Genomic DNA, 23,900 nt, shown 5'->3' with positions numbered 1-23,900 from the left:
ATGGTAATTTTACAGAATGTCAATCGGCCTTCAGTGCCCGTTTCATTTTTATTCGAAGAGCAACATATGCACAGACGCCAAAGACAGCAGTTAATATCCCTAGTGCAAGCAGCGGTCGTTGAATGTCCGTGATTGTACCCTGCTGGGTAAGTAGAATTCGATAGCCCTGCAGGAAGTGCGTTAATGGGATCACGTCGGCAATATAGGCGACCCAGCGGGGCATCTGGCTCAGGGGCCAGGTAAAGCCACTGACAACGAAACTGGGTGTAGCCACAACCATCAGAATTTCAGTCGCTTTGAGCTGGTTGGGAATCAGGATACTTACCAACACACCCAGTAACGAAGCAGAGATGACAAAAAGCGCTGCGAGAAGCAGGTTGGTTGCGGTCTGTTCCGGCGCAAGCGGGACCCTGAACCAATGCTGGAGCGCTAAAAAAAACAACCAGATGGGGATAATCATCAGCCAATAGGGAATACACTTGACCAGCATGGCCTGCAGTGGCGACCGGGTCTGAGCCAATAACTCAGATTTAAAAGTGTTCCGTTCATATTCTTGTGCAAAACTTAACGCCAGCGCCAGCAAAAGTACCTGCTGGATGATCGTGGCCAGCATGCCGGGCCATAGAAAACTCATGTAGTTGGATGAGCTATTGTACAGGCGGACATAGTTCGTCTTGAACGCCTCATATTTATCGATGGCGGCAAAGTCGGGAGTGCCTTTCTTTTTCAGGGCTTCCATCTCCATGCCGGCATTTAAGGTCCCTAAAACGACCTGTATGGCACGAGAGGCGTAATTGGCGGTAAGGATGTTGGCCAGATTAATGTCGACATTGATCTCAGGCGAACGATTTTGCAATACATCAGCTTCGAACCGGTCGGGAATGGATACAAGCGCCTGCCCGTCGTAAGCAATCATCGCTTTTTTCAGTCCGCTGCCCTGAGGTTTCACCGTAATTACATTCAGCACTTCCGTATCGTTGAGCATGTCAATAAGGCGGTTGCTAAGCGGCGTATCATCCTCATCTACCACGATAATGTTAAGGTCGGTTACCTTCCCTTTTTTATATACGTAACCAAACAGGACACCATATAGTATGGGCGCCCCGATGAACAGCAGGCGAAGTACGGAATTACCCCAGAATAGACGGAATTCCCGCTTTATTAAGTTGATGAACGTTTTCATGAAGCACTAGTTGAGCGTGACCGTCGCGTTGTTAAGTAGTTTCTGGGCGATTTCCTGTTGCTGTGGAACGACCTTGATTTCGTAAACGGCCTGCTCCATTTCATATTCCGGGTAGGCCGTGGTGACGTTGGCATATTTAGTCAATTGCTTAATCAGGGTAACCGTTCCCTTGGTATGTTCACGGAGGTAAGGAATATAGATGTCCACGTCCTGGCCCTGCTGAACGGCACCGATTTCGTTTTCCGGAAGGGTAAACCTGAACCAGGTGCTGCCCGGTAAATAGCCATTGAACAGCGCGTAACCCGGCGTGGCAAGTTCGCCTACATGCAACGTAATGGTTTCAATGGTCATATCGGTCGGTGCGATGACATAGCGTTCGTTAGCGGCAACTTCGGCTTCACGTAGCGCCCCGCTGGCCCGTTCCTGCTGTCCGAGTGCCATGAGCCTGTTTTCGCGGCGCACACCTGACTTTGCCTCATCGAGCTCGGCAATGACCGCCTGATACTGGGCGCGTGCACCCTGATATTTCGCAAAAGCCTCGTCGTATGTCTGAGGCGACACCAGTGAATCGGTAAACATGGCTTCCACACGGCGAAAGGATTTCTGGGCAAACTCAAACTGCTCTTTAAGCGCATCATGCTTGGCCTGCAGTTGTTTCAGTTGATTGGCCGTGGCCCCGCGCTCCGTCATTTCGTATTGGGCAGCAGCTGACCGGACAGCGCCCTGTGCCTGGGCAATTTTGGCATCTACTTCCGGAATATCAAGAATTGCGAGGGTATCGCCCTTTTTTACCAGTTCGCCCTCCTGGACCAGAAGCGTATTGATCCTTCCTGGAATTTTCGTAGTAACGCTGATGCTTTCCCGTTTAACCTTACCTTCCTTGTTGTTTGGAGCAGGTGCTCCACAGGATGCAATTGCTACTAAAATGATTGCTGCAGCAAAACGCGTATATAAATTGGTTTTCATGGTAAATTGTTTTTAGGGGTGATTAGTTTACGTGTTCGAGGGTGAGATCACCCGTAGCCATTAATAATTGATATGCAGCCCTGCGCTGATTGAATACGGCCTGATAATAGTCCAGTGCGGCCTGTTGGTGATCTGTTTCAGCACTGATGCGTTCCGCGAGTTTAATGAGACCGGTTTTATATTCTTTCTGGGCGAGTGTTAATGCTTTTTGTGCGATATTCCACCGGGTTTCACCTGCGGCGACCTGTTTAACGGCCAACTGATATTCGGTACGGGCCTTTTCCAGGTTTAAGGTCAGCATTTCCTCCGCATGTGCCCGGTTGTTTTCCGCTTTCTGGACTTCAATGCGCGCCTTATTCACTTCCCTTCTTCCCTTAAAACCATCGAAAATATCCCATTGCATCCCGATACCCACGGTGTAGCTTGGGAATGCCTGTAGCCTGTTCAGCCTGAAGTCGATTTCACGGCCGGTTACCGGGTTGTGGTAGGGTGTTGTCATACGAGTGTTCGTTAACCCGTAATACCCTACCCGTGCCATGGCCTGAACCTTGGGGATCCAATGGGTTTTTTCTGCAGCGACGCGGTACTTGCTGGCCTCAATAGCTGCGTTCAGTGCGGCTATTTCGGGCCGGTTTCCAATGCCGGTGGCCGGGTCATCGATTGGAAAGGGCCGGAGTTCCCGGTCAATTAACTCCAGCTCCCCAATTGCAACACCGGTCAGCTGGTGCAGCTGCTGCAGCAATAAACGATGCTTACCCGTATACTCCTGCAGCTTAGCCGCCAGTGTCGCCTGGGCTACGTCTACTTTGTTGAGCTCATATGAGGTGATAAGGCCATAACCAAACGCTTTCTCGGCTGTCTTTTTTTCAATCTGGAGTCTTTTTTCACTTTCGGTAAGCAATAGCTGCACCTGTTTTAGCAAAATAAGCTGGTCATACGCCGTGCTTACTTTGTCGATAATTTCCTGTCGCTGTTTCTCGATCAGGCGCTCCTGTGCCTCGATTTTATGATCAAGTGCCTTTCCAAGTTTGGGCGCCTTTGTACCGCTGAACAATACGACACTAGCTGTTAGGTCGGCCGTCCATAGATTGCCCCGTGTCGAGAATTCGGAATCACCTTCAAACACAGGAATATTCAATATGGGCAATGTGGTTGATGGTATGTCGGCCAATAGGTTACTGCTGAGGTAAGCGTATTTTCCGCCGGCTTCAAGATGAGGCATGTAAACTTCGCTGATTGATTTCCGGGTTTCCTGCTCGGATTGAATAGCAAGTCTCATATTGCTTAGCTCATAGCTTTTTGCAACTGCTTTCTCTGCCAGTTCGGCCAGGCTGGGCGCCTGCTGGGCGAAGACCTGACCTCCGGCGATACAGCTGATTCCGGCAATGAGGTATCTTTTAATCCAATGTGTTGACATGATGAAAAGTATATTGTTGTATAATCAACTATTGTAAAAAATCAGGATAAGTTTTCGTAGACTGTTTTTAAGGTGTCCTTGGCAATCCGTACATGGTCGTCTTTGACATGAATTAACGCCTCCGCCAGGGTTTTGTTTGCTTGTGCCAGGCATTTTTCCTTCAGGCTACGCCCCGCCTTCGTCAAATAGATCAGGTTTGTTCGGCGATCGGCCTTATCCACAACACGTATGACGAGCTGGCTGCGCTCAAGGTTATTGATAAGCCGTGTAATGGCTGTCTTTTCACGGAATGTCCGTGTGGCAAGTTCCTGTTGGGTAAGCCCTTCTTCTTCCCACAGGCTGTACAGGATACTCCATTGCTCACTGGTGATGTCGATGCCTGCTTCGCGGAAATTTTTATGCAGTCGCCGGGAAATAGCCGTATATGCCTTCCCGGTAAGAAAGTCGTAAAATTCTTTAGCTTGAAAAATAGAATTGCTCATTGTTGTAAAGTTGTATATGCAACTACAAGGATTGTGCCAAAAATTCTTATTGGCCATGGTCAGGATTCGTGGAACTGTTTATTAATGCGTCCGAGGTTGTCAATCATTTCCTGGATGCGTGCATTTTCCTGTTTGATGTATTGTTTCATGAAAACGAAATGACAGATCAGGAACCAGCAGACTACAACCAGCAGAAAGGTGATAAAGGCCCAGAATGGTACGGAGAAATACATTTCAACGGCATAAAGTCCAAAGGCGACTGCCAATACGATTTCATATGCCATGTAATTCCGGGTATTGAAACGATTGCGTTTTTGCTTGAATTCCTGTAGGTAAACGATATACTCCTGTGGTTTGGATAAGAGTGAATGACTGCTGCTGATCCGGCGATAATCGGCTAGCTGGTTGACAAAGAAATAACAGATACAGCCCATGGTCAGTGCCAGGGCGAGGTAGGTGGTCCAGGTAGAAAACGAAACGGCTACCCAGACCAACAGGAGTACGATGATAGCGGCGGCAACTACCACGCTCTGCCAGAAGAGCTTTTTCGCCAGCTCGCCCTTGCTTTCTTTGATCCGCTTTAATATCGTGTCAAAGCTAACGTTTGGTTCCGGCGTTTGCCGGTGCCAAAGCTGTTGTAAATCTTCAAACCCTTTCATTTCTATTGTATATTTCTGTTAGCTTATGTTTTATCCGGTGTATTTTGACCCGCAGATTTCCTTCGGAAATCCCCGAAATCTCCGCAATCTCCGGGTAGGGGATTTCATCAAGCACCATGGTAATGATAATGCGTTCATTTTCTTCCAGCTGAGCAATGGATTGGTATAATAAAGCCACCTGTTCCTGCTTTTCCGAAGGTTCTTCGGTATGATTTTCAATGATGTGGTCGTTCAGTTCATCTGTAGCCCGGCGCTTCGCTGTGCGCAGGTAGGAAAGACAGGTATTTACCGCAATACGGTATATCCACGTGGAGAGCTGCGACTGGTTACGGAAGGTGTCGAGGTGCTGCCAAACCTTGATGAAGGTTTCCTGCATCAGGTCGTTGGCCGCATCGCTGTCGCCGGTATAGCCGTAGCAGAGGTGGTATACCCGCTTGGAATTGTCGTCAAATAGTTGCTGAAATAATATGCGTTGATTACTCATGAGCAGCGGTTACGTGGATTAGACGTATGGAACAACTACCTGTTACAAAGATGCGGATAAGCGGGTAGACTTCCGACATGTATCGGAGGCTTTTTTTCCGGATATTTTTTTAACTTTAGCAAATGGAAACGATTCTCCCGATCCTGATTGCACTGGCCTTTTTTGGTCTTCAGGCGTATGCGAATTTTCAGAAGGAGCAGGAAAAGGCACGGAAAAGAAATCCGGCGCAGGGCCGTCCGCGAGCAGGCACGGACGAGGCTGCCGCAGGCAGATCCGAACAACCCGGCAAGGTTGTTGGCAAACAGCAGGCAGGCCATCGTGACCTCCGCGCACCGGCGTGGCAACCGGATGAAACGTCCGCTACCCCTTCTGCGGCTTTTGATGCGTATACGGGTAATATCGACACAGCGAAAATGCGCCGGGCGCGAAGCCATTCCGGCCAGCGTGTCCCCGAACGGCTGCATGTAACAGACACGGCGCATACGGGAAAAGCAGACGGGGGATATGCATTTGACCTGCGGGACGCAGTCATTCAATCGGCAATTTTGGAACGGCCATATCAATAACAGAGAAGAACCGCTGCTCAAATATCCAATTTAAAATCGTCAATATCTTTTAAAAACGGCAGGCTAGTGCGGGTATCGTCAATATCTTTCCGGTAGATGGAGAAGGTATACAGGTCTTCGTATTCCGGTTTATAATATACGACATCGCCAATCGGCGAGATGCACATGGAACCTCCGGAATAATACACTTCGTTGCCATCGTGCCCCACGCGGTTTACGCCAATGACGAAGGCCTGGTTTTCTATTGCTCTCGCCGGAATGAGGCTCCGCCAGTGGGCCGACCGTCTATCCGGCCAGCTGGCCACATATAACAGAACATCATATGCACCATCCAGGTTGCGCGACCAAACCGGGAACCGGAGGTCATAGCAAATCATGGGACATATCTTCCAACCGTGGAGTTCTACAATAACCCGCTTATTTCCCGGCGTGAATTTTTCATTTTCCCCGGCCATGCCAAAGAGGTGCCGCTTGTCGTATTTCACATAGCTGCCATCCTGGTTCATCCAGATAAACCGGTTATAATACTTCCCATCTTCTTCAATGATGAGGCTCCCGGCTACCACACAGCTATATTTATGCGCCGTTTCCATCATCCAGTGCATCGTTTGACCGTCCGGCTTTTCGGCGCACTTCTCCACATTCATCGTAAAGCCGGTATTGAACATTTCCGGCAAAATGATAAGGTCCGTTTTTTCGCGGATTGCCGATAGCCTGAGCGAAAGATTGCTTAGGTTTTTATCGATGTTTTCCCAAAATAAGTATGCCTGGAACGTGGTGATCTTTAATGCATCCATATCTGAAAACAATGAAGTTCTTGATTAATTTGGGTGTGCCAAAAGCACAAGTTAACAATAAATTTGTAATTGTGCAGACTGATCCCTGTGTCCAGCGGGATTTTCCTGCAGCAAATGACTACGCTTCTCGGTGAAGCAAATTTTGAGCCAGTGTCCGCAAGGGGGTTTTACGGGCTTCATCAACAGTAATGCTGTCCAGGGCGTTGAATGCCTTGCTGATGTAATTCTGTTTGCTGTCCTCGGCTAATTGCTGGATTTGCAGCCGGTCGTAAATGGCTTTTACCGCATCAATTTTATTTTCCGGCACCGAGTCTTTGGCAGTGAATAAGTTGGTCAGTTCGGCTCGTGTCTCGGCATCGGCAGTTTCAAAAGCCGTGACCAGTAAATAGGTCTTTTTGTTTGCCAATATATCGCCGCCGGGCTTTTTACCAAATTGCCGGGGGTTGCCATATACATCCAGCAGATCATCCTGCAGTTGGAATGCAATGCCCAGATGAATGCCGAATTCATAAATAAGCCGGGCATCCGTTTCGGTTGCGTGGCTGACGATGGCGCCCATTTTCAGCGCCGCTCCCAGCAGGACGGATGTTTTCAGCGTAATCATATGGATATACTCCGCAAGGCCGACTTGTTCCCGCCGCTCGAAATCCATGTCCAGCTGCTGGCCTTCACACACTGCTGTAGCCATGGCATTGAATGTGCTGACCAACGCCGCGAGCCTGTCACCCCCACAGCGGGCCAGCTGATCGTACGCCATGATCAGCAATCGGTCGCCCGAGAGGATCGCTACGCTGCTATCCCATTTTTGATGAATGGTCGGCTTCCCCCGCCGGAGCGGGGCCGCGTCCATGATATCATCATGAACCAGGCTGAAATTATGGAACAGTTCAATGGCAAGTGCAGCGGGTACCGCCCGGTTGCTGTCGGATATCGAGAACAGGTCAGCCGCCATTAACGTGAGCAATGGCCGGATACGTTTACCGCCGATTTGCAGCATGTACCGAATCGGATCATACAGGTTCTCCGGTTTTTCGGGGATGTGGATGCTGGATAATGCTTCGGCAATCCGCTGCTGTAATTCGACCGTCTGTTGCATGCCTGTGGTTAATTTTGGGGCTAAGATAGGGATTCAGATCGGAAAGCCGCTTGTTGGAAACCTGGTTTTAAAATCAAAAAAAATATAGTAGGTTTGATGGCATGCACAGCATAAAGCGGGTTCGGTACCCGAAAGAACCGCTGCATGGGTTACAATTGGAGATTTAGCGTATTAACAGGTGAGTAAGTTGCATACATCCACAGCATTGGAAGCAGACCGGGAAACGATCGCGGGGATTGCTTCGGGAGATGCAGGTACACTGGAGGCGTTGTATCGCGATTATTTTCCAATGGTACTGCACATGGTTACCCAGAACAGCGGGACATCGGATGAGGCAAAGGATATCTTTCAGGAAGCCGTTATCGTATTGTACGACCGGGTTAAGCAGGGCGGTTTCGAATTGAACAGCAAATTGAAGACCTACCTATATGCAGTCTGCCGGCGACTTTGGTTAAAACAGCTGGGTGATCAGGGAAGAATGTTTCAGGATGTGCGCGATTATGAAGACACGATATCGGTGGAAGATGACCTGGCGGTGCACGAAGAAAAGGATCAGCAAATGTCGCTGATGGAAGAGGCGCTGGATAAACTGGGTGAACCCTGCCGGAGCATTATTCATGATTTTTACATATTGGGACAGTCGATGCAGGAAATTTGTGAGCGGTTCGGATATACCAACGCCGACAATGCCAAAAATCAAAAGTATAAATGCCTGCAACGGCTAAAGAAACTATATTTTACAGCAAATAATAAATAGGGGAAGATGAACAGTATGAGTGAGCAGGAATTTATATTTCTTGCGGATAAATACCTGAGAAAAGAGCTGGATGCGACAGAGCGGACGGCTTTCGAGGCGTATTGTACGGCGCATCCTGACAAGGCGACGCAACTGACAACGCATCAATTGTTCCTGGAACAGCTGCAGGTGCACGCCGACCGGAAAGCATTAAAACAGGAATTGACGGCTATCGCCGATAAATATGCTGCTGGTGGACCACTGGAAGCTAAACAGACAACCATTATTACCACCTTATGGAATAGGTTCAAGATTAATTCACTGGTGGCAGCGAGTGTGGCCATTATTGCTGTGTTCTCTACCCTGTGGTTGTCGGGCTATTACAAGACCATTGAAACCGCCACGTCGAACTATAGTGCGCTGCGACGGGACATGAATACGGTGAAGAAAAATGTAAATGCACAGAACGCGGTGATCAACAGCATCAACAGCGGTCAACGGCGGGGTGATGAATCAAAAAGTCATTTTGGAGCGACGGGATTTATCGTCTCGACCAATGGGTATGTCGTGACTAATTACCACGTGATAAAGGATGCCGATTCCGTTCACCTTCAGAACAGCAAAGGGGATGCATTCAGGGCCGAGGTGATTTATATTGATCCGGCCAATGACCTGGCGCTCCTACATATCGGCGATAGTGCGTTTAAACCCCTGAAAAGCATGCCGTATACATTCAAAGCGGCCGTATCAGATGTTGGGGAAGATGTCTTTACCGTTGGATTTCCCAGAGATGACATGGTTTACGGACAGGGATACCTGAGTTCGCAAACCGGCTATGCAGGCGATACTACTGCTTACCAAATATCCATCCCAGTCAACCCGGGGAACAGTGGCGGACCGGTATTGGATAGCCGTGGAAATGTGATCGGTATCATCAGCGGCAAACAAAAAGGCCTGGATGGTGCGTCATTTGCCATTAAATCCGAAGCATTATTAAAATCAATTGAAGCCATACCACAGGATTCCCTCACGGATAAATTAGTGATGGGCAAGAAAAACACCCTCCAGGGGCTGGCCAGAACCGAACAGGTTAAGCGGATCCAGGATTACGTATATATGGTCAAGGTCTTTTAGGGCTGATGTGAAACAATGTATAAAGAAAGCGGTTGGCCCGATCGGACCAACCGCTTTCTTTATTTACCGAGTGTGTACGGTGTAAATCCGATTAAATATTCGGTTGGGGAGTCGTCCGCAGATAGGGTTTAATGACTTTGTGTCCTTTCGGGAACTTAGCGGGGATATCCTCGGTGGCAATTGCCGGTGACACGACAACGTCTTCGCCATGTGTCCAATCCGCAGGCGTAGCCACACTGTAATTTGCAGTAAGCTGCAGGGAATCGATCACCCGGAGAATTTCCTGAAAGTTGCGGCCTGTGGACGCCGGGTAGGTAATCATTAATTTAACCGCGCGATCGGGACCGATGATGAATACCGACCGGACAGTAGCCGTAGCGGACGCATTGGGGTGGATCATATCGTACAGTTCCGATACTTTCCGATCCTCATCGGCAATCAGTGGAAAATTCACTTCGGTTTGCTGTGTTTCATTGATATCGTTTACCCAGCCCTTGTGGTCGTCGATCGGATCGACACTCACAGCTAATACTTTAACGTTACGTTTATCGAACTCATCTTTTAATTGCGCGGTACGCCCTAATTCGGTCGTGCATACCGGTGTGTAATCTGCAGGGTGTGAGAATAATACCACCCAGCTTCCCTCGGTGTAATCGTAGAAGTCAATTTCTCCTACTGTCGTTACCGCTTTGAAATTCGGTGCGGTATCTCCTAATCTTAAACTCATATTTTGTCCTCCTTACTGTTAAATATAAAAAAACAATCTGTATGTCTACAAAGTTAGTAGATTTTACGGAAAATAAAAGCGGGAACTGAATTTCGGAGAAAATAATGTAATTTTAACGTAACGATTTGCGGTACCGGGAATCAAACGGCAGGTATACCGTACGTTATACCAGATAATCCGTGAAGCACAATAAGGACAACGCCGAAATGACACCGCAATACCGGGAGAGGGTATTGATAGAGCTGGCTTTCTGGAAGCACCGCATGACGCGGCCGCAGCCAAAAGGCAGTGTATGGGCAAAGAATATCCAGACGAAAATCAATAACCTGATTCCGGAGAAAGTACATCAGGCAATTACTTTTGCTATTGAGAAAATGGTGAAAGGGGTACTGTTTGGCGCACGGTATACCGTGCCCGCACCCAAAGAACACCGGAGTTTCCAGCTACGTGAGGCATATGTGCTGCGCCTGATGGAAACCTACAAAAGAACGGCTTCCGTGGAAGGTGCCGTAACCGGTGCAGGCGGTTTGCTGATGGGTATTGCCGATTTTCCGGCACTGCTGACGATTAAAATGAAACTGCTTTTTGATATTGCGGCTACCTACGGTTTTGATGTGGGGCAATACAAGGAACGGCTCTTTCTGCTGACTGTATTTCAGCTGGCGTTTTCGAGTCACAAACACAGGGAAGAGGTATACAGGCGGATCATTCACTGGGATACTTACGCAGCAAACCTGCCCGACGATGTGGATCATTTTGACTGGCGTACGTTTCAGCTTGAGTATCGGGATTATATTGACTTGGCAAAAATGGCCCAGCTGATCCCGATAATCGGTGCTGCCGTTGGTGCAGTAGTCAATTACCGCTTGACCCAGCAACTGGGCGTCACAGCAATGAATGCATTTCGGATGCGCCTGCTGGAATTGGAAGAAGAGGAATAAATTTAACGGATAACAGCCAAATACGAATCGGGACTATGGAAAAATTGAATTGGGGCATCATCGGCTGCGGCGATGTCACGGAAGTAAAGAGCGGACCCGCGTTTAACCGCGTGGAGCGCTCGGCCCTTGTGGCGGTAATGCGCCGCAATGCAGAGAAGGCCCGCGACTACGCCATGCGACACGGCGTGCCGCGATGGTACGACAACGGATATGACCTGATCAATGATCCGGAAGTAAATGCCATATACGTGGCTACACCACCGCTGTACCACGAGGCTTATACCATTGCGGCCCTTCTGGCGGGGAAACCCGTCTATGTTGAAAAGCCAATGACCATGACCGCAGCATCCGCAATCCAGATGCGCCAGGCATCCGAACAAACCGGCATTAAACTGACGGTTGCCCATTATCGCCGGGGACTGCCCTTTTTTAATGAGATTAAAAGGGAACTGGCAAGCGGCGCTATTGGCGAAGTCCGACTGGTAAACCTGCACATGCTCCAGCCGCTGCAGTCCGATATGATTGCCAGGTCAGCCGAAAATTGGCGGGTCGATCCCAATATATCCGGTGGCGGGTTGTTCCACGACCTGGCCCCCCATCAGCTGGATTTAATGCTCTATTTCTTCGGTGATCCGACTTATGCATCAGGCATTGCATTAAATCAGGGAAAACAATACGCGGCGGACGATGCCGTTGCTGCGGCAATCCAGTTCCAAAGCGGTGTGCTATTCAATGGCCTTTGGAGCTTTACCGTACCGCCTGAAGAAACGAAAGACCTTTGTGAGATCATCGGCACAGAAGGTAAGCTAAGCTTTCCGGTCTTCGGCAGGGAATATACACTGCATAAAGGAGGGAAAACGGATCGTTTTGTCTTTGATCACGGTCCGCACATTCAACAGCCGATGATTGAACGGGTAGTTGCACATTTCCTGGATGGAGCACCCAACCCCTGCACGGCTGCCGACGGGGTCAAAGTAATGCAGTTGATGGATACAATTACAACCAGATAAAAAGCACAATATCATGCAAGACTCTTATGTTATTCCGGCTCAGACCCGTATTGGTCATGTCCACTTAAAGGTGGCCGATCTGGAGCGCGCTTTGGCGTTTTACTGCGGCGTATTGGGCTTTGAGCTGACCATGCGCTATGGTGAGCAGGCAGCCTTTGTATCTGCTGGTGGATATCACCACCATATCGGGCTGAATACCTGGCATAGCAAAAACGCGCCCAAGGCCAGCCCACACGGCGTAGGCCTGTACCACCTGGCTATCGTTTATCCCTCCCGGCGGGACCTGGCTTTTATTTACCAACGGTTACGTGCGGCCGCCTATCCGCTTACGGGAGCGTCAGACCATGGGGTTTCCGAGGCGTTGTACCTGGATGATCCCGACGGGAATGGTGTGGAGCTGTACTGGGACAGACCCCGGGAGCTATGGCCACAGCAGGCCGATGGCTCATTGGATATGTATACCATGCCCCTCGACCTTGGCGGACTGCTTGCTGCCCTGGACGACGGGCAACCATTGACCTAGAGCAGCGGTGAGATTAGCCGTGCCGTTTTTTCCAGCAGCTGTTTGTACAGGGGACGCTGCTCCCACACCTGCGGATCGATAGGGCTTGCCTGGAGGAGATCCTGGTCGAAGACATCACCCAGTTCTTGCGCGATGGCTACGTCGTATACTACGGCATTCACTTCAAAATTGAGATCGAAACTCCGCTGGTCCATGTTGGCCGTGCCAACAATCGCAATTTTGCGGTCGACCACCATGGTTTTCGCATGTACGAAGCCCTTTTGATATCGGTATATTTCTACTCCTGCGTGTAGTAGATCGTCATAATAGGACCGTGCTGCGGCATTCACCACCACAGAGTCGGAATGACCGGGTACCAGGAGCTTCACGCGGACTCCACCGAGCGCGGCAATCATCAGTGCGTCGAGCATGCTTTCCCCCGGGATAAAATAAGGAGTGGTAATCAGCAGCTCCCGGGTAGCCAGACTGATTGCCTGTAATAACGAAAACAGAATGGTTGGCGTGTCGGAATCGGGGCCGCTGGCAGCGATCTGTACAACCTTGTTGCCGGAAACAGGAAATGAAGCCGCTGGCGGGAAAAACTGTTCATTTGGCTGAAGCTGCTCGTCGGCACAAAAATTCCAGTCACACAGGAAAAGATATTGCAGGTAATTTACTCCCCGGCCGGTCAGCTGCAGGTGGGTGTCGCGCCAAAACAGCTTCTTCTCCGTGGCGGTATTCACGTATTTGTCGCTGATATTGATGCCGCCCACAAAAGCAGTATGGCCATCAATAACAATGATTTTGCGGTGATTCCGGTAATTTAGCCGGTTGGCCAGTGCAATAAAAATGATCCGTGAAAAAGGAAATGCCTGAACGCCGCCCGCTCGCAGCCGCTTTACCAGTTTTTTGCGGATGGAGCTGCTGCCGAAGTCATCGTAGATAAAGCGGACGGTCACCCCTTCCTGTACTTTCTGGATCATGAGTTGTTCAAGTGTCCGTCCAATCTCATCGTCCTCATAGATATAATACTCAATGTGGATGTGATGCCGGGCGGCCTGCATCGCCCGGATGACTTCAGGGAACTTATGCTCGCCGTTAATCAATAGCTTAACCTCGTTTCCAGCAGTTAACGCACTTAAACTGTTATTGGCCAGCATATGTGCCAATTCCCTGAACGGCTGGATCTCCTCGTTTCCCTGAGCGAAGGCCTGCGCCGAAGACTGAAGGATCTCCTGCTTCAATCGCATGTCCAGTTTTTCGTCCTCAATTAATTTTTTGCTGTACATTTTCCGTTTCCGATAATTGATCCCGAAAGAGAAATAAATAAAGATGCCCACAAATGGCAGAAAAACCACCAGCAGTAAGTAAGCCAGTGTCTTGGTGGTGCTGCGGGTGTCATAAATGACCCGGAGACACACCAGGATGACTATGGTAGTATATGCGATCTGATACAGCAGGAGCCAGCTCATCCCTTGGTTTTTTTATAAAAGTAACATTTAATCGTTACGCAAGGTAACGAGACATTGTTTTTGATATGGGCGCATCCTGATTATTTTATATTTTTGTTTTCTAACACGTAACACCATCTACGTATTAAACCCGGTAATTATGGTATTCGAACTCTCCGAAGAACAACGTATGATCCGTGATGTTGCCCGTGATTTCGCACAGCAGGAATTAAAGCCCGGCGTGATAGCGCGCGATGAACAACAGCAATTCCCCACAGCACAGGTAAAGCGGTTAGGTGAACTGGGATTCCTGGGTATGATGGTCGCGCCCGAATACGGGGGGGCGGGCCTGGATACTGTTTCCTACGTGCTTGCTATGGAAGAGCTATCCAAAGTGGACGCCTCTGCATCCGTGGTAGTTTCGGTCAACAACTCGCTGGTGTGCTTTGGGCTGGAAAAGTATGGTACGGATGCACAGAAAGAAAAGTACCTAAAGCCACTGGCCATGGGCAAACAGATCGGGGCTTTTTGCCTCTCCGAACCGGAAGCCGGCTCGGATGCCACTTCACAGCGTACCACGGCAGTGGATAAAGGAGATTATTACCTGCTCAACGGCACAAAGAACTGGATCACCAACGGCAGTACAGCAACAACTTACCTGGTGATGGCGCAGACACATCCCGAAAAGGATCATCACGGCATCAACACCTTAATTGTAGAAAAAGGAACCGAAGGATTTACGGTAGGCCCTAAGGAAAATAAGCTGGGCATCCGGGGTTCGGATACCCACTCGCTGCACTTTAACGACGTAAAAGTACCGAAGGAGAACCGCATTGGAGCCGATGGTTTCGGTTTCAGCTTCGCGATGAAAACATTGGAAGGCGGCCGTATCGGAATTGCCGCACAGGCGTTGGGTATTGCTTCAGGGGCATACGAACTGGCGCTTGCCTATGCAAAGGAACGCCAGACATTCGGCAAGCCCATCGGCCAGCACCAGGCCATCCAATTCAAGCTGGCCGATATGGCAACCCGGATTGAGGCGGCGAGGCTCCTATGCCTGAAGGCCGCCCGGCTCAAGGACCTGAACCTACCCTATGCCCAGGCCTCTTCCATGGCAAAACTCTACGCCTCGGAAACGGCGATGAAAACAACGGTAGACGCCGTTCAGATCCACGGCGGATACGGTTATGTAAAAGAATACCACGTAGAGCGACTGATGCGTGACGCGAAGATCACCCAGATTTATGAGGGTACTTCGGAAATACAGCAACTGATCATTGCGCGGGAAATATTAAAAGACTGAAGCATGAAAATAAATAAACACAGCTGGACTATCGTGGCAATGGTAGCCATCAGCACTGGAACCGTGGGCTGCAGTAACAGTACTGGTCGCGCTGACAGTGTTCAGATCCCGGTTTCACCGGCCGATTTTGAAACCACGGTCGACGGTGTTCCGGTAAAACTTTATACCCTTTCCAACGATGAACTGACTGTAACCATTACGAATTATGGCGCACGCATCGTTAGCTTGCAGGTACCGGATCGGCAGGGGAAACCGGTAGACGTGGTGCTGGGATACCGGGATCTGTCGCATTACCGCCAGGAAGGAGAGGCATATTTCGGGGCCATTGTCGGGCGCTACGGAAACCGGATTGCCGGTGGACGTTTCTCACTGGACGGACAGGTGTATCAACTGGAATTGAATGACGGCCCCAATACGCTGCACGGCGGGAAGAACGGTTTTTCAGGAAAAGTATGGGAAGTGCAGCAGGCAACAGCCGACAGCCTGGTGCTGCGGTATATTGCCGACGATGGTGAAGCCGGTTTTCCGGGACGGTTGGAGGCTACAGTGACATACCGTCTGACGACTGATAACGGACTGGCCATCCGGTACCGTGCCACCACAGATAAACCCACCGTGGTGAACCTGACAAACCACGCTTACTTTAACCTCAACGGGGCGGGTGATCCTACGATCCTGGACCATACACTGATGATCCACGCGGACGACTACTCACCCGTTAATGAAACCCTGATCCCTACGGGCGAAATAGCCGGCGTGTCCGGCACGCCGTTTGATTTTCGGGAACCGAAAGCGATTGGCGCGCGCATTGACGCAGCGAATGAACAACTGAAGTACGGCCAGGGGTATGACCACAACTTTGTGCTACGGAAAAGTCCCGGGTTGCAACCGGTTGCCATGGTAACAGGTCCCAAGACCGGCATTGTCATGGAAGTGCTCACCGAAGAGCCCGGCATGCAATTCTATAGCGGTAATTTCATGGATGAGGTGCAGGGCGGCAAAGGCGACCATATTTACCACCACCGTTCGGCCTTCTGTCTCGAAACACAGCACTTCCCCGATTCCCCGAACCAGCCGCAGTTTCCCTCCACGGTACTGCGCCCGGGGGAAGTATATCAGACCGAAACGGTCTACCGTTTTCGGTAGCCGGGGTGGAACAATGTTCGGTGGGCCTACGGTAAGTTGGCGTATGTTGGTGAATGCGCATGTCGAAAAACTAAATTAACGGATGTTCGATTTCAGATTAAGGGTATTTTATACCGTAGCGAAAAGGCTCAATTTTACCAAAGCCGCGGAAGCGTTGTACATTACGCAGCCGGCTGTAACCAAGCACATTAAAGAAATTGAAAATTATTTTAAAGTCAAACTGTTCGATAGAAACGGAACAAAGATTAAACTGACGCCAGCAGGTGAAACATTGCTGCATTATGCGGAGCAACTGTTTGCCATTTACCAAAATCTCGAATTTGACCTGGATGCTTTCACACAAAGAAAGTCAGGGACACTTCGTATCGGTGCGAGTACAACAGCTGCCCAATACCTGTTGCCACCTATATTGGCTGCGTTTCATCATAAATTTGAGACTGTCAAAGTACAGCTGGTAACTGGTAATACCGAGCTGATTGAAACGGCTTTACAGCAAAAGACTATCGATCTCGGCATTATAGAAGGAAAGTCAAGAAATACGGTTTTTAAATACACCCCTTTTGTGAAAGATGAATTGGTATTGGTTGCTAAAACCGGCCATCCACTGGCTAAAAAATCTGTTGCAAAACCGGAAGACCTTTTGAAATGTTCATTCCTGTTGCGCGAACCTGGCTCGGGAACATTGGAGGTAATTGCACACGCGCTCAAGCAATCCGGTATAAAAATAGGTGATCTGAATGTAGAAATGCAGCTCGACAGTCCGGAGAGTATTAAACTTTATCTGCTCAACTCGGAGGCCCTGGCATTTCTTTCGGTTTATGCTATTTTCAAGGAACTAAAGAATAACGAATGTACCATTATCGATGTAAAGGGCCTTACTATCGAAAGGCAATTCAACTTTATACAAGCCCAGGGCGATACCGAAACCCTGCCCGATTTCTTTATAAAGTTTGCCATCAATTATAACTTTAAGTAATGGCAGATTACCAATAGCAATTTCTAATCAGCCCTTTCCATACGGACCTTTGTAGTAAAATAAGGTATTATGGAACACGGCACTGGAAAGGCTATTAAACCCGGCCGCTTTAACGGCTTTCTTGATCGAAGCATTACCACAAGGGAAGTTATCTTTTTATTGGCAGTAATATGCTGTCTATCTCCACTCATATCACCACCTGTCGCACTTTTGATGGGACTTGTCATTGCACAATTCATCGGTCATCCTTACCTGCACCTCAATCATAGAACAACACACATTTTGTTGCAGATCTCGGTGGTAGGCCTTGGGTTTGGGATGAATGCTTCCAATGCCTTAAAAGCGGGTAAGGACGGCTTCTTGTTTACAATAGCTTCCATAATCGGAACACTGGTTATTGGCTATTTTATGGGAAAAATTCTCAGAATAGACAGGAAAAGCGCTTATTTGATTGCTGTCGGAACGGCTATTTGCGGCGGAAGTGCGATCGCGGCCGTATCCCCGGTTATGAAGGCGGAGGAAAAGCAGATTTCTGTAGCTTTGGGTACCATTTTTATGCTCAATTCATTGGCCTTATTTATCTTTCCTTTCATCGGTCATTCCCTTAACCTGTCGCAGACACAGTTTGGCCTATGGAGTGCCATTGCCATTCACGATACCAGTTCTGTCGTCGGCGCAGCCGGTAAATACGGAACGCAGTCCCTGGAAGTGGCCACAACCGTAAAACTGGCCCGGGCATTGTGGATTATTCCTGTGGCCCTTCTGTCAGCCTTTCTTTTTAAAAACAGCAGCAGCAAGGTAAAAATCCCCTGGTTCATTGGGCTGTTTATCCTCGCCATGATTGCCAACACTTATATTCCGTTTGTTCAAAATTTCAGCCATTACCTTACCGGGATTGCAAAAGCTGGGTTAACATTGACATTATTTCTAATTGGCTGTGGACTGAACAGAAAACTACTTTTAAGTGTTGGATTCCGCCCGTTAATTCAGGGCGTTGTGCTATGGGGCATCATCTCTGCCGCGGCATTATGGGCCGTATTAAGTTTTGCCGCTTAAACATCGAATAAGGCCCTTATTTCAACAACTGCGTAGCAACATAATCATAACTTTGCCTGATACTTTCAAACGGATCAATCGTAATGATGTCCTGTTCCACAAAGAGGTGCTGCAGTCCGGCTGTTTCCCGTTGCGCAAATATTTGCTTAAAATCAATGGCACCTGTTCCTACTTCGGCATAGGTAATGGATGGCAGAATTTCCGTTAGTGGCTTCTGGTCTTGCCCTGGTCCCGTAACGGGAGCCGTATTGGCCTTATCCATATCCTTGACATGCCACAACGGGAAGCGCCCCGGATACATTGCAAAATAGTCCGTGCTGCTTACCCCCGATTTCTCTGTCCAGAACAGGTCCAGTTCAAATGCGATTTCCTTTTCCGTGCGGGTTAATAGGATGTCCAATCCCCTGCTGCCGTCCTCCAACTGCCGGAACTCCCAAAAATGGTTATGATAGCCCATTTTAAGTCCCGATTTTGAGGCCAGTTCCGCACCCTTATTAAGCTGGTCGGCAATAAATTGGTAATCGCTCACCGTAAATTGCCCAATCCGATCCATTGGCGGAACCGGCACAACCAGGTATTGCTGTCCCAGTTCCGCAGCCGTATCAATGTAGGCCTTCAATGCCGCCTCATCCCCGTCACCCGGGGTTAGGAAAGCCGTAAGATTATAATGTCCACTGTATGTTTTTAAGCCGTGTTTTCGAAGCAGGCCACCGAAATCAGCCAGCGGGGCACCCCAGAAAGACACCCTTCCCCCCGGACCGATTTCCGGACCGAATGTTTCTACATGGCTGTAGCCGATTTCAGCCACCCGGGATAGGGTGGTTTCCAGCTGACCTGCCAGCAACTCGCGGAGTGTGTACAATTGCAGCCCTATTTCTTTGGGTGCATGGCCTGCGGATGGTGAAGAGCAGGCCCAAAATGCCGGCATGCAATAGGCCGCACCTAGGCCCATGCCAACCTGTTTGATAAACGTTCGTCTGTCGTAACTCATGTTGTTATACCGAATGGTTGATCTAATGTAGGCTTTTTGATTAAAAACCCAAGCCGCTAACCCGATATAAATCAATTAATGCCGTACTTTTTTATTAATTTAGTCGAAACCATTACCATACCGATTATGAATGAAACACGAAGAAAGTTTTTAGGAACAATGACAACGTTGGCATTGTCGGCCGGCACCGCTTCGGCTTTTCCGGGGATCCTTTCATCCGGAACGGCCCGCTCTTGGAACCGCAAAATCAATGTCGGGGCAATCGGCATAAACGGAATGGGGTGGTCCGACCTTAATGCCATGCTGAAAAATCCCGATGTACACTGCACGGCGCTCTGCGACGTCGATAGTCGGGTGTTAAAGAAACGGGCGGACGAACTTGCGGAACGGAATATCCACCCGGCATTATATACCGACTACCGGAAACTGCTCGCCGATCCGCAGGTGGATGCTGTGATCATTGGGACACCCGACCATTGGCATTGCCTGCAACTGGTGGATGCCTGTGCTGCAGGGAAAGATGTATATGTGGAAAAGCCGCTGGGCAACTCCATTGCCGAATGCAACGCGATGGTTGCCGCTGCCCGGCGTTACGACCGTGCCGTGCAGGTAGGGCAATGGCAGCGCAGCCAGCAGCACTTCGCCGATGCCATGGCATTTGTCCATTCGGGAAAGCTGGGAAAGATCCGGTTGGTCAAGGCGTGGGCGTATCAGGGGTGGATGAAAAGCATCCCGGTTAAACCCGATGGTCCTGTGCCCGACGGCGTCGATTACACCCGTTGGCTGGGCCCCGCGGAGCGACGGCCTTTTAACCCGAACCGGTTCCATTTTGAATTCCGCTGGTTCTGGGACTACGCAGGCGGATTGATGACCGACTGGGGCGTACATATGCTTGATTTTGCGTTAATCGGCATGCAGGCGACCACCCCGAAAGCAATTATGGCCTCGGGAGGGAAATTTGCTTATCCGGATGACGCCGCCGAAACGCCGGATACGCTGACCACAGTCTACGAATTTGAGGATTTCAGTGTGCAGTGGGAACACGCAAACGGTATTGATGGCGGGCCGTACGGCCGTAACCATGGGGTCGCCTTTATAGGCAATAACGGCACGCTGGTGCTCGACCGGCAGGGATGGGAAGTGATTCCCGAAAAGGGCCGGATGGAGGCTGTCCCCTTCCGGAAAAGCCAGGATAACGGACTGGATAACCACACGGCCAATTTCATCGATGTGGTGCGGTCGCGGAAACTCGACGAACTGAACGCACCCATTACCGCAGGTGCACATATCGCTATTTTTTCCCAGATGGGAAACATTGCTTACCGGGTGGGAGAAAAAATTTACTGGGATGCTAAGGCTGGCCGCTTTACCAGCGAGGAGGCTAACCGCTTATTGGCCGCCGCCTACCATAACGGGTATCAGCTGCCATCGGTATAGCCGATTCAGCGCATTAGCGCACTTGGTTTGAAGCATTAGCCTCTTCGACCTCCCGGGCGGTTTCTTCGACTTTCTTGGCCAGTTCGGCCTTGTATTGAAGCAGCCGTTCGGCCAGCTGTGTGTCGGATATGGCCAGTATCTGGGCCGCCAGTATTCCTGCATTCATAGCGGCATTCAGGGCCACAGTAGCTACCGGAATCCCATTGGGCATCTGCAAAATGGAGAGCACGGAATCCCAGCCGTCAATGGAGTTGGATGATTTTACCGGTACGCCGATAACCGGCAGGTGCGTGATGGAAGCCACCATGCCCGGCAGGTGTGCCGCCCCTCCCGCGCCAGCGATAATCACCTTCAGGCCGCGCGCTGCCGCATGCTGGGCGTAATCAAACATACGCTGCGGTGTACGGTGTGCCGATACGATGGTAACCGCTACCCGGGCACCTAAACGGGTGAGGATATCTACCGCATCCTGCATGACCGGCAAATCCGATTTGCTGCCCATGATGATGCCGACTTCCGGTGTCTGATCTATTGCCATTTTGCGCTGTTATGTAATTACTTTAATCGTTTGCTGTACCCTTCTGGCCGTTTCAATGGCTGCTTCCCGGTCTTCGTTGACGATACATATGTGTCCCATTTTCCGGAAGGGCTTGGTGTATTTTTTTCCGTAAAGGTGCAAATATACACCTTCCATTGCTAAAATTTCTTCAACCCCTTTATAATAGGCCAGTCCTTCATGCCCCGCTTCACCCAATAAATTTACCATCACCGCGTTGCTGCGCGTTGCCGTGTTGCCCGGTGACAGATTGAATATGGCGCGGAGGTGCTGGGCAAATTGCGAGGTGAAATTGCCTTCGATACTCTGGTGCCCGCTGTTGTGGGGGCGCGGCGCCAGTTCATTAACCAGCAATTGCCCATCCCGGGTAAGAAACAGCTCTACGGCAAGCAGGCCGACGATTTGCAGGTCCTCGGCAATTTTCCTGGCCAGTATTTCGGCCCGTTGCTGAATTTCAAAAGGCAGCGTAGCCGGCGATATCAGGAACTCCACCAGATTTGCTTCCGGATTAAACTCCATCTCCACGCAGGGGAATGTCGCCACCTCACCCCGTTCGTTTCGCGATACGATAACGGCAAGCTCCTTCTCAAAATCGACCCATTCCTCAATCAGGCTGGGCGCATCAAAGGCCGTTTCCAGGTCGGACTCAGTCACCAGTTTTTTTACCCCCCGGCCATCGTAGCCGTCTTTGCGGAGTTTCTGGATGTAAGGCAACCGCATGGGGGTACTGAACAGGTTTTCCCTCGATGAGATCAGCTGAAACGGCGCCGTCGGAATGTTATTCTGCTTAAAAAAATGTTTCTGCAGTCCCTTATCCTGTATCAGGCGGATCACACGCGACTGCGGATAAACCAGTACGCCCTCTTCCTCCAGTTTTTCGAGGGCATCCACATTCACCTTTTCGATCTCGATGGTAATCATATCGAGATGCTTACCAAAGTCATATACCGTGTCAAAATCAGTTAATGCACCGCATTGAAAATGATTGCAAAGGTTACGGCAGGGCGCGTTTTTATCCGGGTCGAGGATATGGATGTTGACATTGAAGTTGATTGCTTCCTGGATCAGCATCCGGCCAAGCTGACCGCCCCCGAGGATACCCAATTGTAATTCGCCATAAAAATCTTTTGCCATAGGTGATTTGGAATGTTATGAAGGTTAAGCGTGTGTTGATTGCAGCTTGTCGGCGATAATATGCTCCTGCTCAATTTTTTTCTGTAATTCCAGGAACGCCCCGATCAATGCTTCGGGCCGCGGAGGGCAGCCCTGCACGTAAATGTCTACCGGAATAACCCGGTCGACCCCTTTTACCACATGATATCCATGCTGCCAATACGGTCCGCCGCAGTTGGAACAGGAGCCCATGGAAATCACATATTTGGGGTCGGGCATCTGTTCGTACAGCCGCCGGATGCGGTCGGCCATCTTGAAGGTCACCGTTCCGGCGATGATCATCACATCCGACTGCCGGGGTGAGGGCCTTGGGAATACGCCAAACCGGTCTAAGTCATACGTAGCAGCCATGGCCCCCATCATTTCAATGGCGCAGCAGGCAATACCGAAACTCATCGGCCACATAGACGATAACCGGGCCCAATTGAGTAGGTCATCCAGCTTGGCGATGACCACTCCATTGCTTTCCAGCTGTTTATTCATGCTCATGGTGTTGTTCCGGGTTTCTTGAATCTGGGTTTGAAAGCCGGGGCTTTGGCTTCGGGAGCCTCCGTTTTCGGTGTTTCTTTTATTTCGGACGGTCGCAGCGGCTCGAACGGCTGTACCCGGTACCGTTCCCGGTTTAACCGGTCATAGGCCGCACCGGGAATATTGACCTGTACCCGGGGTGTTACTACGCGGGGTTTGATCCATTCGAGGTCGCCTTTCCGCCATACATATACCAACCCGACAATCAGTATCCCCACGAAGACAAACATCTCCAGTAAGGTGAACCATCCCCACCGGGGGTCGGTCGATATAAAATCCGCCTGGCCAAAAACCGTAGCCCAGGGAAAAATAAAGATTAATTCGACATCAAATAATAAAAAGACCAGGGCGATGACGTAAAAGCGGGCATTGAACTGAATCCAGGAACTTCCCTGTGCCTCTTCGCCGCATTCATACGTGCTCAGCTTTTCTTTGTTCGGTTTCTTTGGTGAGATGATTTTACCCAGTAGCAGGGTAAACAAAACCAGCAGCGCACCCACAATCCCGATGAGGAGGATTTTACCAAATTCCGTAAGTTGCGCCGGGTCATCCATGGTTCAAAGATACGCAATTTATTATTTTG

Annotated in this window: 26 protein-coding genes; 11 read left to right on the top strand and 15 right to left on the bottom strand. The window is 49.9% G+C overall.

The window, feature by feature from the left end:
- Positions 1-19: 19 nt before the first annotated feature.
- From NEV57_RS14700 to NEV57_RS14675, 6 genes are read right to left on the bottom strand one after another with little or no spacing between them, the layout of a single operon-like run.
- Positions 20-1,183: an ABC transporter permease gene (locus tag NEV57_RS14700; protein WP_257659103.1), complete on the bottom strand. Its 1,164-nt coding sequence runs from the start codon at positions 1,181-1,183 to the stop codon at positions 20-22.
- Positions 1,184-1,189: 6 nt separating this feature from the next.
- Positions 1,190-2,149 carry an HlyD family secretion protein gene (locus NEV57_RS14695; RefSeq protein ID WP_257659102.1) on the bottom strand — a complete coding sequence of 320 codons (960 nt, stop codon included), beginning with the start codon at positions 2,147-2,149 and terminating at the stop codon, positions 1,190-1,192.
- Positions 2,150-2,171: 22 nt separating this feature from the next.
- Positions 2,172-3,566, bottom strand: a complete 1,395-nt coding sequence (locus NEV57_RS14690; RefSeq protein ID WP_257659101.1) for a TolC family protein — start codon at positions 3,564-3,566, stop codon at positions 2,172-2,174.
- A 41-nt stretch (positions 3,567-3,607) separates the two neighbouring features.
- Positions 3,608-4,048, bottom strand: coding sequence for a MarR family winged helix-turn-helix transcriptional regulator (locus NEV57_RS14685; protein WP_257659100.1), 441 nt, complete (start codon positions 4,046-4,048; stop codon positions 3,608-3,610).
- 59 nt (positions 4,049-4,107) lie between these two features.
- Positions 4,108-4,707 (bottom strand): hypothetical protein, encoded by a 600-nt coding sequence (locus tag NEV57_RS14680; protein ID WP_257659099.1) that lies wholly within the window; start codon positions 4,705-4,707, stop codon positions 4,108-4,110.
- Positions 4,694-5,191: an RNA polymerase sigma factor gene (locus tag NEV57_RS14675; RefSeq protein WP_257659098.1), complete on the bottom strand. Its 498-nt coding sequence runs from the start codon at positions 5,189-5,191 to the stop codon at positions 4,694-4,696. Before NEV57_RS14675 ends, NEV57_RS14680 begins: the two co-directional genes overlap by 14 nt.
- Before the next feature lie 122 nt (positions 5,192-5,313).
- Between NEV57_RS14675 and NEV57_RS14670 the strand changes: the two genes are divergently transcribed.
- Positions 5,314-5,757, top strand: a complete 444-nt coding sequence (locus NEV57_RS14670; protein ID WP_257659097.1) for a hypothetical protein — start codon at positions 5,314-5,316, stop codon at positions 5,755-5,757.
- Between the two features lie 17 nt (positions 5,758-5,774).
- Here NEV57_RS14670 and NEV57_RS14665 read toward each other — a convergent pair whose 3' ends face one another.
- A complete protein-coding gene (locus NEV57_RS14665; protein ID WP_257659096.1) occupies positions 5,775-6,554 on the bottom strand; it encodes an amidohydrolase in 780 nt (259 codons plus the stop codon).
- Positions 6,555-6,672: 118 nt separating this feature from the next.
- The gene (locus NEV57_RS14660) at positions 6,673-7,650 is read right to left on the bottom strand and encodes a polyprenyl synthetase family protein (RefSeq protein WP_257659095.1); all 978 of its coding nucleotides are present in this window, start codon (positions 7,648-7,650) and stop codon (positions 6,673-6,675) included.
- 178 nt (positions 7,651-7,828) lie between these two features.
- On the opposite strand from NEV57_RS14660, the gene NEV57_RS14655 reads away from it, so the two are divergent.
- Entirely contained in the window at positions 7,829-8,407 is a 579-nt protein-coding gene (locus tag NEV57_RS14655; protein ID WP_372340083.1) for an RNA polymerase sigma factor, read from the top strand.
- Between the two features lie 6 nt (positions 8,408-8,413).
- Complete coding sequence (locus NEV57_RS14650; protein ID WP_257659093.1) at positions 8,414-9,520, top strand: S1C family serine protease; 1,107 nt, start codon at positions 8,414-8,416, stop codon at positions 9,518-9,520.
- A 91-nt stretch (positions 9,521-9,611) separates the two neighbouring features.
- Here the strand turns inward: NEV57_RS14650 and NEV57_RS14645 are convergent, their stop codons facing one another.
- Positions 9,612-10,247, bottom strand: coding sequence for a peroxiredoxin (locus NEV57_RS14645; RefSeq protein ID WP_257659092.1), 636 nt, complete (start codon positions 10,245-10,247; stop codon positions 9,612-9,614).
- Positions 10,248-10,426: 179 nt separating this feature from the next.
- Between NEV57_RS14645 and NEV57_RS14640 the strand changes: the two genes are divergently transcribed.
- From NEV57_RS14640 to NEV57_RS14630, 3 genes are read left to right on the top strand one after another with little or no spacing between them, the layout of a single operon-like run.
- Complete coding sequence (locus tag NEV57_RS14640) at positions 10,427-11,188, top strand: EcsC family protein (protein WP_257659091.1); 762 nt, start codon at positions 10,427-10,429, stop codon at positions 11,186-11,188.
- A gap of 35 nt (positions 11,189-11,223) precedes the next feature.
- On the top strand, positions 11,224-12,198 hold the full coding sequence (locus NEV57_RS14635) for a Gfo/Idh/MocA family protein (protein WP_257659090.1): 975 nt from the start codon (positions 11,224-11,226) through the stop codon (positions 12,196-12,198).
- A gap of 13 nt (positions 12,199-12,211) precedes the next feature.
- On the top strand, positions 12,212-12,721 hold the full coding sequence (locus NEV57_RS14630) for a VOC family protein (protein ID WP_257659089.1): 510 nt from the start codon (positions 12,212-12,214) through the stop codon (positions 12,719-12,721).
- On the opposite strand, the gene cls is transcribed toward NEV57_RS14630, so the two are convergent.
- Positions 12,718-14,172, bottom strand: a complete 1,455-nt coding sequence (gene cls / locus NEV57_RS14625) for a cardiolipin synthase (RefSeq protein ID WP_257659088.1) — start codon at positions 14,170-14,172, stop codon at positions 12,718-12,720. The genes NEV57_RS14630 and cls overlap by 4 nt on opposite strands.
- Positions 14,173-14,311: 139 nt before the next feature.
- On the opposite strand from cls, the gene NEV57_RS14620 reads away from it, so the two are divergent.
- From NEV57_RS14620 to NEV57_RS14605, 4 genes are all read left to right on the top strand, one after another.
- Positions 14,312-15,454 (top strand): acyl-CoA dehydrogenase family protein, encoded by a 1,143-nt coding sequence (locus NEV57_RS14620; RefSeq protein ID WP_257659087.1) that lies wholly within the window; start codon positions 14,312-14,314, stop codon positions 15,452-15,454.
- A gap of 3 nt (positions 15,455-15,457) precedes the next feature.
- Positions 15,458-16,600, top strand: a complete 1,143-nt coding sequence (locus NEV57_RS14615) for an aldose epimerase family protein (RefSeq protein WP_257659086.1) — start codon at positions 15,458-15,460, stop codon at positions 16,598-16,600.
- A gap of 82 nt (positions 16,601-16,682) precedes the next feature.
- On the top strand, positions 16,683-17,576 hold the full coding sequence (locus NEV57_RS14610; RefSeq protein ID WP_257659085.1) for a LysR substrate-binding domain-containing protein: 894 nt from the start codon (positions 16,683-16,685) through the stop codon (positions 17,574-17,576).
- Positions 17,577-17,645: 69 nt separating this feature from the next.
- Positions 17,646-18,632, top strand: coding sequence for a YeiH family protein (locus NEV57_RS14605; protein WP_257659084.1), 987 nt, complete (start codon positions 17,646-17,648; stop codon positions 18,630-18,632).
- A 16-nt stretch (positions 18,633-18,648) separates the two neighbouring features.
- Here the strand turns inward: NEV57_RS14605 and NEV57_RS14600 are convergent, their stop codons facing one another.
- The gene (locus NEV57_RS14600; RefSeq protein WP_257659083.1) at positions 18,649-19,623 is read right to left on the bottom strand and encodes a sugar phosphate isomerase/epimerase family protein; all 975 of its coding nucleotides are present in this window, start codon (positions 19,621-19,623) and stop codon (positions 18,649-18,651) included.
- A gap of 126 nt (positions 19,624-19,749) precedes the next feature.
- Here NEV57_RS14600 and NEV57_RS14595 point away from each other — a divergent pair, with 126 nt between their 5' ends.
- Positions 19,750-21,060, top strand: a complete 1,311-nt coding sequence (locus NEV57_RS14595) for a Gfo/Idh/MocA family protein (protein ID WP_257659082.1) — start codon at positions 19,750-19,752, stop codon at positions 21,058-21,060.
- 13 nt (positions 21,061-21,073) lie between these two features.
- On the opposite strand, the gene purE is transcribed toward NEV57_RS14595, so the two are convergent.
- Genes purE through NEV57_RS14575 form a run of 4 tightly spaced genes read right to left on the bottom strand, consistent with a single transcriptional unit; the run spans position 21,074 to position 23,871 of the window.
- On the bottom strand, positions 21,074-21,598 hold the full coding sequence (gene purE / locus NEV57_RS14590) for a 5-(carboxyamino)imidazole ribonucleotide mutase (protein WP_257659081.1): 525 nt from the start codon (positions 21,596-21,598) through the stop codon (positions 21,074-21,076).
- A gap of 9 nt (positions 21,599-21,607) precedes the next feature.
- Entirely contained in the window at positions 21,608-22,750 is a 1,143-nt protein-coding gene (locus NEV57_RS14585; protein ID WP_257659080.1) for a 5-(carboxyamino)imidazole ribonucleotide synthase, read from the bottom strand.
- A gap of 24 nt (positions 22,751-22,774) precedes the next feature.
- A complete protein-coding gene (locus tag NEV57_RS14580; protein ID WP_257659079.1) occupies positions 22,775-23,278 on the bottom strand; it encodes an NADH-quinone oxidoreductase subunit B in 504 nt (167 codons plus the stop codon).
- Complete coding sequence (locus NEV57_RS14575) at positions 23,275-23,871, bottom strand: NADH-quinone oxidoreductase subunit A (protein WP_257659078.1); 597 nt, start codon at positions 23,869-23,871, stop codon at positions 23,275-23,277. Before NEV57_RS14575 ends, NEV57_RS14580 begins: the two co-directional genes overlap by 4 nt.
- Positions 23,872-23,900 lie beyond the last annotated feature (29 nt).

The organism is Parapedobacter lycopersici, from assembly GCF_024643285.1.
In the GTDB taxonomy this organism is placed as follows: domain Bacteria; phylum Bacteroidota; class Bacteroidia; order Sphingobacteriales; family Sphingobacteriaceae; genus Parapedobacter; species Parapedobacter lycopersici.
The sequence above is the reverse complement of the archived record's forward strand: the minus strand, read 5'-3'. Positions and strand labels throughout refer to the sequence as shown.